Consider the following 15840-nt stretch of genomic DNA (forward strand, 5'->3'; position numbering starts at 1 on the left):
TTTGATAATTGATGTAACAGAAGTAGAAACAGAACGACCAAAATATAACCAAAAAGATTGATTTTCTGGTAAAAAATGAATGCATACTGTTAAGTTTCAAACCATAATTAATGCACATACTAATGAAATTTTAAATATTTTTTCTGATATTGGTAAAAATCATGATTTTAAAACTTTTAAAAATTCAAAGTTAAAATTTTCACCAGAAACTATAATTATTGCATATAAAGGTTATCAAGGTTTACAAAAAATTCATGCTAATACATTTTTACCTATTAAAACTAGTAAAAACAATCCTAAAACAAGTAAAATTAAAATTTTTAATAAGATTATTAATAAAACTCGCAGAAAAGTTGAACATGTTTTTGCGTTTTTAAAATATTTTAAAATTATTGGTTATAAATTTAGAAAAGGCAGAAAACGAATATTTTTAAGATTTAATTTAATTGCAGGATTTTATAATTTATCATTAAAACTTAAAAACGTTATGCAGTAAGTCTAAACAAAAAATAAAGAAAAAATCAAAAAAAATAAGAATGAAAAAGAAATTATAGATTTAAAGAATGAAAAAGCAAGACTTAATAAAAAAATCGCTTGTTTGCATTTATTTATAGATGATAAAAAAGAAGAAGTAAAAGATTTAGAGTTACAAAGATGTAAAATATTAGAAGAAAAAAGTAAAAATGAGAAAAATAATTTCTTATCAAAAGAAGATAGAGAAATACGAGATATTGAAAATAAAATATGAAAAATTATTTTAGATAATTATTTTCAAGATAAAAGTAATAAGAAACTTATATTAAAAGAATATGAGGAATATGCAAGTAATTTTAAAAAAAACTATTAAAGAATTAAAGATTGGTGATAAAAAATGTTATGATGCATTATTAGATATAGTTACAACTTTATATAAAGACGTGTCAAGAGATAAATTATTTTTAGAAAGAGAAAACATAAAAACTGATGGTTGACAAGACATAAATTTAGATGAAGATTCAACAAGATTACAAAATTTATCTTTAGAAAATAAATTTAAACCATCTTTGTAGTCAAAAAATAGAAAGAAAATAAAAGATAAAAGAAACTATAGAAAAAATAAATAATGAATTAAAAGAATTTTGAAATAAAAATCAAAAAAACATCCTGATATTTGTAAAAATTTAGAGTTATCAGGAATTACGGTTATAAAAGGTGGTGTTCCTATGATTGGAGGTGCTTTATTTGGTGCTTTAATTGGAGTTCCGGGAGAGGACCTATTGGTATAGCCGTGTGGGGGCGTACCTATTGGTGTATTGCTAGTTTTAAAGGTGCACTTCTTCAATTTAAACCAAGTATTGATGAAAAATATAACCAAATTAAAAAGACAAAAAAACTAGAAAAATTATTGAAAAGACTAGAAAGTATTGTAGAAGAAGTAAATTTGCAAGAAGAAAATATTATAACAATAGAATCTGACAGTGAATTAAGAGAAGAAAATTTATCTGATATTTTAAGAAAACATAAATTGTACAATGAAGAGTGTAGAAAAAAATTTTTTGAAGATGATCAATCATTTCAATCTGAAACAAAACTTCAAGATTGAGGAAAAAATATAGGTGAAGAAGTAAATAAATTGCATTCAGCAACATCTTTAGGGCAACAGGATGTAACTAGTAATTATCAAACATCTAAAATGTAAATAAATATAAAAATAAAAAACTACTTAAAATTAATTAAGTAGTTTTTTATTTTTATAATCCGCATTTAGATTGAATACCACAATTATTGCAAGTATAACAACCAGCGCTAAAGACAAGGACTCCTTCTTTACACATTGTACATAAGTCACCTAAATCAGTGCCAATTTTACGATCTTGACGATCATTACGTCATCCTGGTTTAATTGGTTTTGTTTCATTAATACTATCAGCAAAAGTTTCAGTTAGACCAAGATCACTTAAGTTAACTTGCTCTTGCATTTGATTATCATCATCAGATAAAGATAAGAGTTGACTATCTCTACTTCCATCAACATAAACAGTTCCACCTTTTGCTCCATCTTTATATAATTTGTAATATATTTGTTCTACTTTTTTAACAGTGTAACCTTTTGGAGCATTAACAGTTTTTGAAATTGAAGAATCAACTCAACGTTGAATAATACATTGTACATTAGCATGATCTTCAGGTGTTAATTGCATTGCTGAAACAAAAATATCTGGTAATGGTTTTTCTTTAAATTCTGGATGATACTGTAATCAGTCATTTACAATTTTTGCTTTTACTTCCATAAATTTGCCAAGTCTTCCTGAACGGAAATATGAAAAGGCAAAGTATGGTTCAAGTCCTGTTGATACACCAACCATAGTTCCAGTTGAACCTGTTGGAGCAACAGTTAATAAATGTGAGTTACGGATACCATATTTAAGAATATCATTTCTGATGTCTTCAGGCATTGTTTTCATGAAGCCACTATTAATAAATGCTTCGCGTGATTTTAAAAATGGAAAACTTCCTTTTTCTTTAGCAATATTAATTGATGCACGATAAGCACTAGTAGTAATAGTTTCAAAAATTTTATCAACTACTTCATTAGCTTCTTTTGAGCCGTATTTTAGATTACTTCAAATTAGTAAATCATGTAAACCCATTACTCCTAGACCAATTCTTCGTTCACCAAGTGCTTGTTTTTTATTTGCTTCTAAAAAGTATGGAGTGCTGTCAATAACATTATCTTGCACACGAACACAAGTTGTTACAGATTTACTTAGTTCATCGTAAAGAATTTCACTTGTTTTTTTATTAACAAAATTAGCTAAATTAATTGCTGATAAATTACACACTGAATAGGGTGCTAATGGTTGTTCACCACAAGGATTAGTAGCAACAACACGCATACCATATGCTTGAGCATTAGTCATTTCATTAGCTCTATCAATGAAAAAAATACCGGGTTCTGCTGAATATGTAGCACAGAAATTAATTAAATCTCATAAGTCAGATGCATTAATTGTATAATAAGTTTTAATTGGGTAACCCATTTTTTCTCAATCATGAACATCACCAATTTTATTTCAATGTTCATCATAAGCTTGTTTTTGAGTTACAGTATAATTATCTAAGTCAGGGAAACGTAAATTTCATTTACCATTTGTTGCAACGGCATTCATAAATTCATCACTAATTGTTACTGAAATATTAGTTCCGGTTAAAAAATCGCTTTTAATTACTTGTCAAGATCCACCAAGTGCTAGTTTATTTTTAGCATTTTCTATTATTTCTTCATTAAAAAGTTGTTCATTATTTAAGATTGATTCAAAAATATTACGATCTTGGTCACTAAGTACTTCAAATTTTAATTTTTTACTTGCTTCATCACGAATTAAACTTGATTTTGAATTTTCTTTTAACCATAATAAAATTTTTGCATTTTGCATTTTTGAAATAATAAATTCAATAATATCTGGATGTCAATCAGCTAGCATAATCATTTGTGCGCCACGTCGTGATCCACCTTGTTCTACTAAATGAGTTAATGTAGATAAATCGTTTAATCAAGAAACAGCTCCTGAAGATTTACCACCAACTGTTTTAGCAACAGTACCTTTTGGTCTTAGTGTTGAACCATTAGAACCAACACCACCACCATGTGACATAATTTCCATAACTTCTTGACGATGGGCAGCAATTCCACTTCGTGAATCATGAATAAAAGGCATTACAAAACAGTTAAAAAAAGTAACATCAGAATCACTACCAGCCCCATATAAAACTCTTCCAGCAGGTACTATATTTAGCGATTTTAATTGTTTATAAAATTCGGATAAATAAACAGATCTTAATTTTGGTGATTCTTTTGTAGTTAATGATTTACTAACACGATAAGCAATTTGTTCATAAAATAACTCTAGTGGTTTTTCAAGTTCATATTTTTGTTTGTGGATAATACCAGCTTTACCAGAAATTTTTATTAGTTCAGGATCAATTGAGCCGAGGTATTCATCTTCAATTTTGATAACATAAACTTGATTTTCTAATTCTTCAATAACATAACCAATTCCTCTAGTTGGAAAAATAGCGTCTTCACGGATAATACTAATTACCAAATCACCTGGTTTTAAAGTAATTAAATTTTTGTCTTTTTGTGCATAACGATCAAGCATTACCATTCTTGATACACCTTCATGAGTAATTTTATAATCTTTTTCAATTGTTTTTAAGTGTGTAAAATGCTTACTAATATCTTCATTTAAATTATTTTTTAAATTTTCACTGTACATAAAAATTCACCTGACCCTTTACAAATTTATTCTTATTATAACAATTGATAAATTTAAAGTCTAAATTTACATTGTTAGTAACTTATTATTTATTTCAGAAAATAATACGCTTTAAAATAATATCATAATTTATTTTATTAAAAATTTATTTTTTGAAATAAATAAATTCAAATTTAATATTATATAGTGAATGCTAATAATCTTACAAATTAATTTTTCTTAGTTATAAATTTATTTTTAATAATGCATTTTATTGTTTGTGGTTCTAGGTTATTATTGCCCACTATATAAGAAATATTTTTTGGAAAGTTTAGGTTTTAATGTTTAAATATTCAGTAATTAAAATATTAAACTTTAAATTAAAATTAATAAAAAAATTATAAAAAATCATTTATATTACCTTTATTATTAAATTTTTTTTGTTCTTTCAAGAAGTTTTTATAATTATTGGGATATTTTTGTAAAAAATTAAGTAAAAGTTTAATTATAGATTTCTTATATAAAATACTCTTTGTAATGTCTAATTTATAACAATGGTTTTTTAAATTTATTAGATATAATTAATTTTTCATAATTATTAGACATATTTCAAGGTTCTCAGTTGCTATTTTCATTTGGTAAAGAAAAAACACAAAAATATTTCAATATATTTGTAAAATCTATTTGATTAAATTTTGAATCAAATTGAGTTTTTAATTCACTTACTACTTTTGAAGATTTAAGATCTTCTTTAGTTATTTGATTAGGGTCTAAATCTTTTTTTAGAATAATATTGTTTTCTTTTTTACTATCATGATTTGCTATGATAATATTTTTAGCATATTCTTTAAAGAAATTTTGCAATTCTTCTTTATTAATAATTTCTTTTATTTTTATCATGTAAGTATTTTCTATTGGTATATTAAAATTATTATCATCATTATTAAAATATATTATGTTTTCATATAATTTAAAATCGGGTGAAATTTCAAAAATTATTTTTTTATATAAGTTTATTATACTGGTTAAAAGCATTACATTTTCTATTGAATTTATTGTTTTATCGTCTATATTATTATGAATATTGTGATGTATTTCATTTCTTATATCATTAAATGAATCTATTATTTTTTTAAAATCAGAAGTTATGACAGATTCCTTTTTTAATATATTAGACAATTCGTAAAAAGGTTTAATTTCTTGTTTTTTATCATTTTTATATTTTTTATCATTTTTTATACAAAAAGCTATAAATAATCTATTAAAAGCTATATGTGCAAAAATATAAAAATTTTCTAATCTATCATTTTCTAAAAAGTTATTATAAGAAATTATTGCTTTTTTCATTTTTAGTACAGAAGAATTAAAAAATGTTTCTTAGTCGTTATTCATACAAAATCACCTCTATTTATTAATAGTACAAAATTATTAATTTGGTTTTATCATATTAATTTTATAAAATTAACCTATAAAGAACAATATACATATATAAATAATAAGTTTAAAAATAATAATATGGAAGTTAACTAAAAATAATAGATTTAAGTTAGAGTAAAATTTATATGTTATGATAAATATAGTTATTAAAGGGTGTATAGAATCAAGAAAGTGTATTATCAATAATTTTAAAAATACAATTGATATTACGTTAATCTTTGAAAATATAAGGAACAAGTTTTAGTAAAAAAAGTAAAATTTAATTTATTAAATGTTTTTTAAAATTTTTTATTTGGAGGGAGAAAATTTATATATTAAGATAAATTAATTGTAATCATATATTATGGGAGGCAAAAAATGAAAATTGTATTATCTGGTGTAGTTGGTGTTGGTAAGAGCACTATTAGTAGAGAATTAGCAAAATTATTAAAATATAAAATTATGGACGAGCCAGTTACTAGTAATCCCTATTTAGATGATTTTTATCAAAATCCTTTAGAATATGCTTTTAAAATGCAAGTATTTATGTTGATGGCACGAAGTAAACAATTAAAAGAAGCACAAAATTTTAACAATGTTATTTTTGATCGCAGTATTTTAGAAGATCCTATTTTTGTTGAAGTATTAAAAGCTCAAAACAATATGAATGATAGAGATTATGAAGTGTATTTAAATTTTTATAATAATGTTATTATTTCATCACTTTATTTTGATCCACAAATTAAGCCCGATTTAATTGTCTATTTAAAAGCAAATCTTGAAAACACAATTGAACGCATAAACCTTCGTGGTCGTGAATCAGAAAAACATGTACCTCATGAATACTGAAGTTTATTAAATAAAAAATATGAACAGTGATATGAAAAAGAAAAAAATAACTTTAATTTTTTAGTAATTGACACTAATGATTTAACTCCTAAGGAAATAGTGCAAAAAATAATTGATTATATAAAATAAAATTTCTTATTGAAATCAAATTTTTATTTAGTCATTTTTTCTCATGTTATATTAATAATTATTGTTATTTTTCCTTTACTTTAAAGGTAATTACGTTATAATATTGTATGAGTAAAATATTTAAAAATCAAACTTAATATATTTACTCCTTGCTCATCAGAGCCATATGCCCAAAAGGAGGTCTTCGAACATTGGAAGATTTAAAACAAAAGCATAATTATGAAATTATGTACATCGTTGATGATCAAAATCAAGAAAAAGCACAATTAATTAAAAAAGAATTTTGTGAAATTTTAACTAAAAATGCTGGAAAAATTACTAAAGAACAAGATTCTATTCGTCAATTTGCTTATCCTATTAACAAAAAAGTTAAGGGTCATTATTTTATTATTGAAGTGCTAACTTCACCAGAAAACATTGCTAACTTTAATCGTGTAGCTTTAAATAAACAAAGACAATTAGACGTAATGCGTTTTTTGGTTATTAATTTAGATAGTGAAAAAATTAATAAGTTTAAACCAAAACGCCAAGTAGAATCTAGTTCTTTCTCTCGACCAACAAGACCAGGAAATCGTCCTTCTTATAATCGTGATGAAAATGGTGAAAGAAAACCAAGACCAATCGCTGGTACTGAATCATCTTATCGTACAAAAACTAATTACCAAAATTCAAAAACAAATACTAATAATAATGCATCGAATACTGAACAGAAAGATTAATAAAATCTAAGTTAAAAGTGAGGATAAAAAATGAATATTGTTACATTAATTGGTAGAATCACTCGTGATTTAAAGTTACATCAAACTTCAACAGGAAAACCTTTTACTTTTTTTACACTTGCAGTTAATAATATTCAAAATCAAGCTGATTATATTTCGTGTGTGGCTTGAAATAAAGTTGCTGAAAATATGACTAATTATTTAGTTAAAGGTTCTTTAATTTCAGTTTCAGGAAGACTGTCAGTAAGAAAATCAACAGATCAGAATGGAAAAGAACTATATATTACTGAAGTGGTTGCACAAACTGTTACTTTTTTAGATAATCGTAAAAAAGATAGTAGTGGTAATAATACTAATATTAATTATTCAAAACCAAGAGATGAGAATAAAATTCATTTAGATGATGCTTTTAAAAGTCCTAATTATAGTACTGATATTGCCTTTACTAATACTAATCAACTTCAAGAAAAAGAAGCGGCTATTCAAAATATAGAATTTGATGAAGAAGATATCATTTGAGATTTAAATAATTAAAGGAGGATAATTATGAACACTGGTAAACCAAGAAATTTTACAAGAAGAAAATCTTGTTTTATTACTAAAAATAATATTACTTATATTGATTATAAAGATATTGAATTACTAAGTAAATTTATGGGTAATAATAACAAAATTTTGCCAGCAAGAACAACAGGTACTAATCCAAAGTATCAACGTTTAATTGCTAAAAATATAAAACGTGCCCAAATCATGGGATTATTAAGATATTCAAGATAAAAAAATTGAGTAAGTTTACAAATCTTACTCAATTTTTATTTATTTTTATCTTAAAAATATTTTATTTTAAATAATAGTTTAAAATTAAAATAAAAAGACCTTAATAGTATTATATTACCTGAATTGTAAAATTAAAAAGGACACTTATATAAAAATTAAATTGTGTTAATTCTATAATTAAGAAAAGAAAGGAATTAGCACAATGTATAAGTATCTGACTATTGAATCAATAATAGCAATAAAAGAATATAAAAGTTATGGATTTTCGATTCGTAAAATAGCAAAAGCCATTGATTATAGTAAATCAACTGTACATAGAGTTTGTAGATTATTAAATCAAAACTTATTGCCATTAGAAATATTGAATAAAATTCAAAAAAATAAACAAAATGCAGGTAGAAAATTAATAATTTTAACTTTAATAGAAATTAATACTATTAATCATTTGTTAATTACTAAAAATTATGCTCTTGATATAATTGCTAATTTTTTAAAGGAAAATAAAATAAAAAGTATTTCAACAAAAACTTTATATAACATGTTTAAAACAAATCGAATGGGTTTTGATGAAAATAACTTATTGAGAAAAGGAAAAAATAAACCTCACAAACAAAAAGAAACTAGGGGCAGAATTAATAATTGTAAGTCTATTCATGAAAGAAATTTAATCATTCCTAATATTAAAAATATAGAAGAATTCTTTAATTTTGTAGAAAAGTAATGATACATGATAAAGTGTTATTTTTAGAGAATTTTTACACTAAATAATGTTACTTTTAACAAATTTTTAATTAAAAATAATATTTTAAGTGTAAATTGATGAATAATTTTTGGTCATCCATACTTTTCTACATAATTAAAAGAAGAATTTGGTCATTTAGAGGGTGATACTATCATTAGTAAAGATCATAAAAGTTCTATTATTACTTTAGCTGATATATGATCAAAAACCACAATTCCTTTAGCAACTAAAAATAATAAATCAGAAAATATTACAAAAAGTATAATAAAATTTATTTCAAAGTTACAAAAAGGAACAGTTAAAACTATTACTTTTGATCGTGGTAAAGAATTTAGTAAATGAAAATTAATCGAAAAAAATTGTAATGTTAAGATTTATTTTGCAGATCCTGGTAAACCTTGTCAAAGAGGTTTAAATGAAAATAATAATGGTATTTTAAGAAGATATTTACCAAAATCTACAGATCTATCTTCATATAAACAAAAAGATTTAAATACTATAGCATTTCAAATTAATTCTACACCCAGAAAATCACTATCTTATAAAAGACCAATAGATTTAATACAATTATTTTAAAAAACTGTCCCATTTATATTTACAATTCAGGTTACATAAAAGATAATGGCTGTTTTTAATATTAGTGTTATAGTATAATTAATAATATTAGAAGGAAGTGACAAAGTGTTCAAATCGTTAAGAAATTATCATTTAATAATGATTGTTTGATTAGTAGTTGAAATTTTAATTGGCTTGACTTATTTTATTGTTAATATTGAGACAGCAGAACAAGTGGTCACTATTACTGTAATTTTAAGTTTAGTTTTAGGTAATTTTATTATTGTTTGTCTTTATATTTTTTTATTTAGTTTATGAATTCGTCATCGTTATATTAACACAGCTGAAATCATAAAATTAAATAATGCACAAGCTTTAACTTTTGGTAGTGTTGGTATGATTGTTTTAGATAGTGATTTATCAATTATGTGAGTAAGTGAATTTTTAGAAGATAAAGGTTTAGGTAGATTAATTGGAAAATCAATTGTTAAACTATCAAGAGATTTAGAACAATTAATTAGTAATAATATTACTCAAATTACACTTAAAATTGAAGATATGCTTTATGATGCTATTTATTTAGTACAAACTAGAACAATTTTGTTACAAGAAACAACTAAATATCATTTCTTATATAATAAATTACAGCAAGAAAAATTAGTTTTTGGTGTAATTAGTATTGATAATTTTTATAATTCTTTACAAAAATTAAGAGTTGAGAATCAAATTCGTGTTGAAGCATTTATTAAAACTGAATTAAATGATTTTGCTAATAATTATTCAGGTTTATTATTAGGTAATATTGAAGATGGTTACAATATTTTACTTTATCAAAATGAATTTAATAAAGCAAGGAATGATAATTTTCCACTTATTAAAAATATTCGAGAAGGTGTTAAAAAATTTAAAGCAGATATTACGTTATCTGCTGGTTTCTCTTATGGTAATGCTATTAGTAAAGATCTATATGATTTGGCTATTGAAAGTAAAGAGTTAGCAGTTTATCGTGGTGGTGATCAAGTAGTTATTCGTGAATTTGGTGGTAATACAGTTTTTATTGGAGGTACTATTGAAGCAAAACAATCAGAATCTAAAATTAATATTAGAATGTTTGCACAATCATTATATAATGAAATAAAATTAGCAGAAAACATTTTAGTTATGGGACATGCGGCTGCTGATTTTGATAGTATTTCTTCAGGAACAGCTATTATTGAAATTGCTAAAAGTTTAAATAAAAGTGCTCATTATGTTATTAATCAAAATGAAGTTGATGAAAAAACATTAAAAATTCTTCATGAACTTGTTCCTGAAAGTTATATTAGTCATAATTTTATTACAGGTAAACAAGCACTTAAATTTCTTCATGCAAATACTTTATTAATTGTTGTTGATACTCATAATCCACAACGCGTTGATAGTCCTGATTTATTAAGTAAAGCTGTAAAAATTATTGTTATTGATCATCATCGTGTTTCTGATGAATCAATTAGTAGCACCATTACTTCTTATATTGATGCAGGAACTTCTTCAACAGCTGAAGCAATGACAGAAATTATTTATTATAATGATTTTAATAATATTGAATCAGAATTTTTATGAAATATAATGTTTGCAGGTATTTTAATTGATACTAATAATTTCCAAGTAAGAACAACAAGAAGAACTTTTGAAGCCTGTGGATTATTAACTGATTGAGGAGCTTCTCCTTCTAAAGTTAAAGGATTATTGAAAAATAGTTTAAATGAACTAATTGATAAATTTGCTTTAATTAGTCACGCCCAAGAAATTAAAAAAGGATTTTTAGTTGCTGTTGGTGATGAAAACTTAGAAGTACATACTTCATATTTAGCGCAAATTTCAGAAATGTTGTTAGACTTACGTGATTCTAAAGCATCATTTACTATTGCTTATGATCGTCAAGGACGTGCTTGTTTATCAGCACGAAGCAACGGTGAAATAAATGTTCAAATTATTTGTGAAAACTTAGGTGGTGGCGGTCACTTTAGTGCTGCTGCTGTCCAAAGTAGTAAATTAGGAATTAGAGGATTGTATGATGAATTGGTAAAACTAATTGAAAGTGGCGTATATCAAAGTGAGAGTGCTACTACTGAAAGGTATTAAAAATTATTAAAATAGAAAGTGAGATGTTTACAATGAAAGTTGTCCTTTTAACGGATGTTAAAAATTATGGTAAAAAAGGTGAAGTTGTTAATGTTAGTGATGGTTATGGTAAAAATTATTTATTACCTAGAAAATTAGCTGTAATTGCTACATCAGAAGCATTAAAAATTAATCAAAAAGTAATTGAAAATAAAAAAATACAACGAGAAATGGAATTAGAAGATTTACAAAAAATTAAAGAACAATTAGCTTTAATTACTTTACAATTTAAATTAAAAAGTAATAATGGTAAAGTTTCTGGTGCTATTTCTTCAAAACAAATTTGTGAACAACTAGTGCAAAAATATAACATTAAAATTGATAAACATAAATTTGTTAAATTTAATCCTATTAATGAATTAGGTATAACTAACATTAATATTAAATTAGATGTTACAATTATTGCACAATTAAAGGTTGAAGTTTTAGGAGAATAATTATGTCTAACAATGGTCAATATATAAATAATGCAGAAGTTAATGTTTTAAGTGCGATGATTCAATCATCACCAGCATGTGAAAGTGCATTAAATTTATTGGCACCACATGATTTTACAATTAATTCTAATCAAATTATTTTTAAAACAATTACCAATCTTTATAAAAATAATTCTGGTATTGATGTAACAACTATTGCCGAAGAATTAGTTAAGCAAAATAATTTGGATAAAATTGGTGGAATTGAATATTTATCTTCTTTAGTGGCTCAATATATTACTGATGCTAATTTAAAAGAACACATTGATATTTTGATTGAAAGAACTACTAAACGACAATTAGAAAATGCTTTAAAAAATATTGGTAAAGAGTTACAAAGTGAAAAGTCAATTAATGAAGTTTTAATTGCTGCTGAAGCTCAAATTGTACAAGTAAGTAGTGAACGTAATCATGAAGAGATGTTGCCAATTAGTGAACACATTGATGATGTGGTAACTAAAATTGAACAACTACAAAAATCAACAGTTAATATTACTGGTACAAGTTCAGGTATTAACAATTTGGATATGATTACTAGTGGTTTTCAGCGAGGTGACTTAATTATTTTAGCAGCTAGACCTTCAATGGGTAAAACCGCCTTAGCACTTAATTTTGCTTTAAATGCTGCTAATGAACAAAATAATAAAAACGATGTTGTTGTTATTTTTTCATTAGAAATGCCAAAAGATCAATTAATTACAAGAATGATTTCTTGTCAAGGACATTTTGATGCTAATCGTTTACGTAATAAGTCTAAATTTACACAGGCTGATTGAAATCGTATTAGTGCTACTGCTGAGCAATTGAAACAAAAAAGAATTATTATTGATGATACACCTGGTTTAAGAGTTTTAGAGTTGCAAACTAAATTAAGAAAATTAAGTCGTGAAAATAGCATTAAGTTAGTAATTATTGATTATTTACAGTTATTAACTGGTAGAGATAGTGAATCACGTCAACAAGAAGTTTCAAATATTTCTCGTAGTTTAAAAATTTTGGCAAGAGAATTAAGAGTACCAATTGTTTGTTTATCACAATTATCAAGAATGGTGGAGAGACGTGAAGAAAAACGTCCTTTAATGTCTGATTTACGTGAGTCAGGGGCTATTGAACAAGATGCTGATGTAATTATGTTTTTATATCGTGATGATTATTATAAGGAAAAAAATAGTGAAGAAACAACAAGTTCACAAGAAAGTAATCTTGCTGAAATTCTTATTTCTAAACATCGAAACGGCCCAACAGGAAAAGTAGTAACTGTTTTTATTCCAAAATGAGGTAAGTTTGAAAATTATACAGGATAAAAATAATAAAAAACCTAAAATTAAATTTTAGGTTTTTTTTAAAAGAAGTTAATAAATTAAATTAATTAGTTTTTATTATCCTTCTGGATTTAAACTTTTAAATAGTTTTCCTTTATTATCACTAATTTTAGTTCCAGCGTAAACAATACCATTGACATTTAATAAACTGTGTACTTCACCACCACTGCTACTTCAACTAAAAATACCAATTGCTACTGTATAGACAACTTTTTTAATTTTGTAGAAAAGTAGTGGTAAAATAAAAAAAGTCATCAACTTGACTTAAAATTTGATTTTATTAAATTTTGGGATTTATTTTTTTTACAAACTGAAATATAACACATTGGATTTTTGATAAGGGGTTAATCCGTAGTGTTGATATTTTCATTTCCATAAATTGAGGTAATTTTGAATATTGGTAAATCCAATGCCATGGTAATGAGTAATAAATTCTTTTAAACTTGATTGTATTTTACTGACATTACTTAATTTTTTATAATTTAATTCTTTATTTTCTTTTGATTTAAACTGCTGGATAGTGGATTTAGTTTGTTTAGCTACTGTATCATATAATACTTGCATATCACAAACTATAATTGAATTTTCTTCGATAAGTTTCGATGTTAAGTTTTCTTGTACTCATTTTTTATTTAATCTTTTAGTATTTGTTGTTTGAGCATAGATATTTCGGTTTTCATCAATTGCCATTTGAATACAACAATTTAAATCTTTAGCATTTTCTTCAATTCATTGTTTTCTTGGATCATTTGGATCTTTAAAGTTTCCTTTATGAATTTCTTTGATAAAAGTTTCGTCAATTTCAATTCTAGCTTTTAATTTTACAAATTGATTTTGTGTTTTTACTAATTGTGTTGATTTCATAAATTTTTGACGATTAAATCAGGCAGTTTTATTTGTAGTATTAATAAATTGAGAAATAATGTAAGCAGATTGACCTAAAGTAGCTATTTGTATCAATAAATCTCATTGATCATGAGATAAATGACTTCAATAAAAATAATGATTTTTAAAAGCATGAAAAGTAATATTACAACTTTTACATTTATATCTTTGCTTATAATCTTTACTACCATATTTAGTACACAAAAAAGAACTACAATCTGGACATTGAATCCCTTTCTCTTTGAATTTTTTTTCGACTGCTTCAAATTTTTCTTTTTTTTCAATTTGTTTAATTCTAGTTTTATTTTCTCTAAAAATCTCAATAAAATCTTTATCAGACAAATTATTTAAATGTATTTTTATTCATTTAAAATCACCTCTTTAATATTAAAAATACCATATAAAAATATATTTTTGCTAATTTTACTAATACCACTACTTTTCTACAAAATTAAAGGACAACTTTAAATAATCTTCCTTTACCATCAGTAGTTCTTGTTCCAACAAAGATTGTATTATTGTCATTAACTAGACTTAAAACTTCGCCATTAGTTTCTTTCCAGTTGGTTACTAGTGTACTTGTACCATCTTCTTTAACTTTATATAAATCTCCTTGACCATCACCAGTTTTGGTTCCAATATAAATACTTTCGTTTGTTGAAGTAGTTAAACTATAAATTTCATCATTATTTACATTTCATTTTGATAATATTGTTATTGTGTCATATTTTGTAATTTTAATTAACTTTCCTGTATATGCATTATTAACAGGTGTTGTTTTAGTTCCAACATAGATTGTGCCATTGACATTTAGTAAACCATGAACTTCACCATTAGTATCTTTTCAATCAGATAGTGCTGTTATTGTATCATCATCAGTAATTTTAAATAAGTTACCTTTGTCATCACCAGTTTTGGTTCCTGCATAAATAGTATTTTTATTATTAACTAAGGTTTGAATTTCACCATTATTTTCTTTTCAATTTGTTATTTCTTGAAAATTACTTGTTATATTACTTATACATGCAGTGACATTGCTTGTTGTTGCTGCTGTAAATCCTAAAACACCTACAATTGATAGTATACTTTTTAAATTTTTCATAAAATACCCCTTTTTCAAACTTTAACCCCTTTTATAAAATAATTTTACATTATTTCAAAAATAAAATAGTATTTATAATACTTTTGAGTGTTATTTATGAAGTTAATGCAAGTATTTTAGAAAGATATTAAATTAGAAATCTATATTAAATTTTTTTTGATTAATATATGAAGTATTTACAAAAGGTTCATTTAATAAATCATTAATTTCTTCGATATTTATGATTTTTTCTGTAGTTATTTCTTGAATTTTATTTCAACTTAAACTTAAAAAATTATTTATTTCAGTATCATTTAATTTTAAAATTTTGCTTATTATTTCCAAAGTATTATTTGTTATTTTAACAGTTTTTTTAATCTTTTTATAATATAGTGAAACATCCGCTAGTAATTCTAAGTTACTATAAAATTTATTTTCTTCTTTTTTTGAATTTATAAGTTTTACTAAGAACTCTTTGATTTGATCAT

At 24.3% G+C, this 15840-nt stretch carries 17 protein-coding genes and 2 pseudogenes; 13 read left to right on the plus strand and 6 right to left on the minus strand.

Annotated elements, in window-relative coordinates; all coding sequences use genetic code 4:
• The first annotated feature begins 1 nt into the window (after position 1).
• The 4 genes from AAHH39_RS00465 (at position 2) to AAHH39_RS00480 (ending at position 1678) form a co-directional block, all read left to right on the plus strand.
• Positions 2-496, plus strand: coding sequence for a transposase family protein (locus AAHH39_RS00465; protein WP_342218474.1), 495 nt, complete (start codon positions 2-4; stop codon positions 494-496).
• 102 nt (positions 497-598) lie between these two features.
• Positions 599-847: a hypothetical protein gene (locus AAHH39_RS00470; RefSeq protein ID WP_342218475.1), complete on the plus strand. Its 249-nt coding sequence runs from the start codon at positions 599-601 to the stop codon at positions 845-847.
• Positions 819-1049: a hypothetical protein gene (locus AAHH39_RS00475; protein WP_342218476.1), complete on the plus strand. Its 231-nt coding sequence runs from the start codon at positions 819-821 to the stop codon at positions 1047-1049. The genes AAHH39_RS00470 and AAHH39_RS00475 overlap by 29 nt, the downstream gene beginning before the upstream one ends.
• Before the next feature lie 218 nt (positions 1050-1267).
• Positions 1268-1678 carry a hypothetical protein gene (locus tag AAHH39_RS00480; protein ID WP_342218477.1) on the plus strand — a complete coding sequence of 137 codons (411 nt, stop codon included), beginning with the start codon at positions 1268-1270 and terminating at the stop codon, positions 1676-1678.
• Positions 1679-1730: 52 nt separating this feature from the next.
• Here AAHH39_RS00480 and AAHH39_RS00485 read toward each other — a convergent pair whose 3' ends face one another.
• Both AAHH39_RS00485 and AAHH39_RS00490 read right to left on the minus strand, forming a co-directional pair.
• Complete coding sequence (locus AAHH39_RS00485; RefSeq protein WP_342218478.1) at positions 1731-4259, minus strand: vitamin B12-dependent ribonucleotide reductase; 2529 nt, start codon at positions 4257-4259, stop codon at positions 1731-1733.
• A 525-nt stretch (positions 4260-4784) separates the two neighbouring features.
• Positions 4785-5585 carry a hypothetical protein gene (locus AAHH39_RS00490; RefSeq protein WP_342218479.1) on the minus strand — a complete coding sequence of 267 codons (801 nt, stop codon included), beginning with the start codon at positions 5583-5585 and terminating at the stop codon, positions 4785-4787.
• Positions 5586-6032: 447 nt separating this feature from the next.
• Here AAHH39_RS00490 and AAHH39_RS00495 point away from each other — a divergent pair, with 447 nt between their 5' ends.
• From AAHH39_RS00495 to AAHH39_RS00515, 5 genes and pseudogenes are all read left to right on the plus strand, one after another.
• Positions 6033-6632, plus strand: coding sequence for a deoxynucleoside kinase (locus AAHH39_RS00495; RefSeq protein WP_252320085.1), 600 nt, complete (start codon positions 6033-6035; stop codon positions 6630-6632).
• Between the two features lie 191 nt (positions 6633-6823).
• Positions 6824-7351, plus strand: coding sequence for a 30S ribosomal protein S6 (gene rpsF, locus AAHH39_RS00500; protein WP_174481287.1), 528 nt, complete (start codon positions 6824-6826; stop codon positions 7349-7351).
• A 30-nt stretch (positions 7352-7381) separates the two neighbouring features.
• Positions 7382-7885: a single-stranded DNA-binding protein gene (locus AAHH39_RS00505; protein ID WP_174481286.1), complete on the plus strand. Its 504-nt coding sequence runs from the start codon at positions 7382-7384 to the stop codon at positions 7883-7885.
• Between the two features lie 12 nt (positions 7886-7897).
• Positions 7898-8128, plus strand: coding sequence for a 30S ribosomal protein S18 (gene rpsR / locus AAHH39_RS00510; RefSeq protein WP_174481285.1), 231 nt, complete (start codon positions 7898-7900; stop codon positions 8126-8128).
• A gap of 202 nt (positions 8129-8330) precedes the next feature.
• Positions 8331-8819, plus strand: a pseudogene (locus AAHH39_RS00515) (helix-turn-helix domain-containing protein); the annotation flags it as partial.
• A gap of 53 nt (positions 8820-8872) precedes the next feature.
• On the opposite strand, the gene AAHH39_RS00520 reads toward AAHH39_RS00515, so the two are convergent.
• Positions 8873-9025 carry a hypothetical protein gene (locus AAHH39_RS00520; RefSeq protein ID WP_342218260.1) on the minus strand — a complete coding sequence of 51 codons (153 nt, stop codon included), beginning with the start codon at positions 9023-9025 and terminating at the stop codon, positions 8873-8875.
• Here AAHH39_RS00520 and AAHH39_RS13175 point away from each other — a divergent pair.
• From AAHH39_RS13175 to dnaB, 4 genes and pseudogenes are all read left to right on the plus strand, one after another.
• Positions 8991-9446, plus strand: a pseudogene (locus tag AAHH39_RS13175) (IS30 family transposase); the annotation flags it as partial. The gene AAHH39_RS00520 and the pseudogene AAHH39_RS13175 sit on opposite strands and share 35 nt — an antisense overlap.
• Positions 9447-9551: 105 nt before the next feature.
• Complete coding sequence (locus AAHH39_RS00525) at positions 9552-11549, plus strand: DHH family phosphoesterase (protein ID WP_342218480.1); 1998 nt, start codon at positions 9552-9554, stop codon at positions 11547-11549.
• A gap of 32 nt (positions 11550-11581) precedes the next feature.
• Entirely contained in the window at positions 11582-12025 is a 444-nt protein-coding gene (gene rplI / locus AAHH39_RS00530) for a 50S ribosomal protein L9 (protein ID WP_286641879.1), read from the plus strand.
• 2 nt (positions 12026-12027) lie between these two features.
• Positions 12028-13368, plus strand: a complete 1341-nt coding sequence (gene dnaB / locus AAHH39_RS00535; RefSeq protein ID WP_342218481.1) for a replicative DNA helicase — start codon at positions 12028-12030, stop codon at positions 13366-13368.
• Positions 13369-13443: 75 nt separating this feature from the next.
• Here the strand turns inward: dnaB and AAHH39_RS00540 are convergent, their stop codons facing one another.
• From AAHH39_RS00540 to AAHH39_RS00550, 3 genes are all read right to left on the minus strand, one after another.
• Positions 13444-13641: a hypothetical protein gene (locus tag AAHH39_RS00540; protein WP_342218482.1), complete on the minus strand. Its 198-nt coding sequence runs from the start codon at positions 13639-13641 to the stop codon at positions 13444-13446.
• A 48-nt stretch (positions 13642-13689) separates the two neighbouring features.
• Entirely contained in the window at positions 13690-14613 is a 924-nt protein-coding gene (locus AAHH39_RS00545) for a transposase-like zinc-binding domain-containing protein (protein ID WP_342218483.1), read from the minus strand.
• 109 nt (positions 14614-14722) lie between these two features.
• Positions 14723-15373 (minus strand): hypothetical protein, encoded by a 651-nt coding sequence (locus AAHH39_RS00550; protein WP_342218484.1) that lies wholly within the window; start codon positions 15371-15373, stop codon positions 14723-14725.
• Between the last annotated feature and the right edge of the window lie 467 nt (positions 15374-15840).

Origin of the sequence: Spiroplasma endosymbiont of Amphimallon solstitiale, from assembly GCF_964030965.1 — a bacterium.
Lineage (GTDB): Bacteria > Bacillota_I > Bacilli_A > Mycoplasmatales > VBWQ01 > Spiroplasma_E.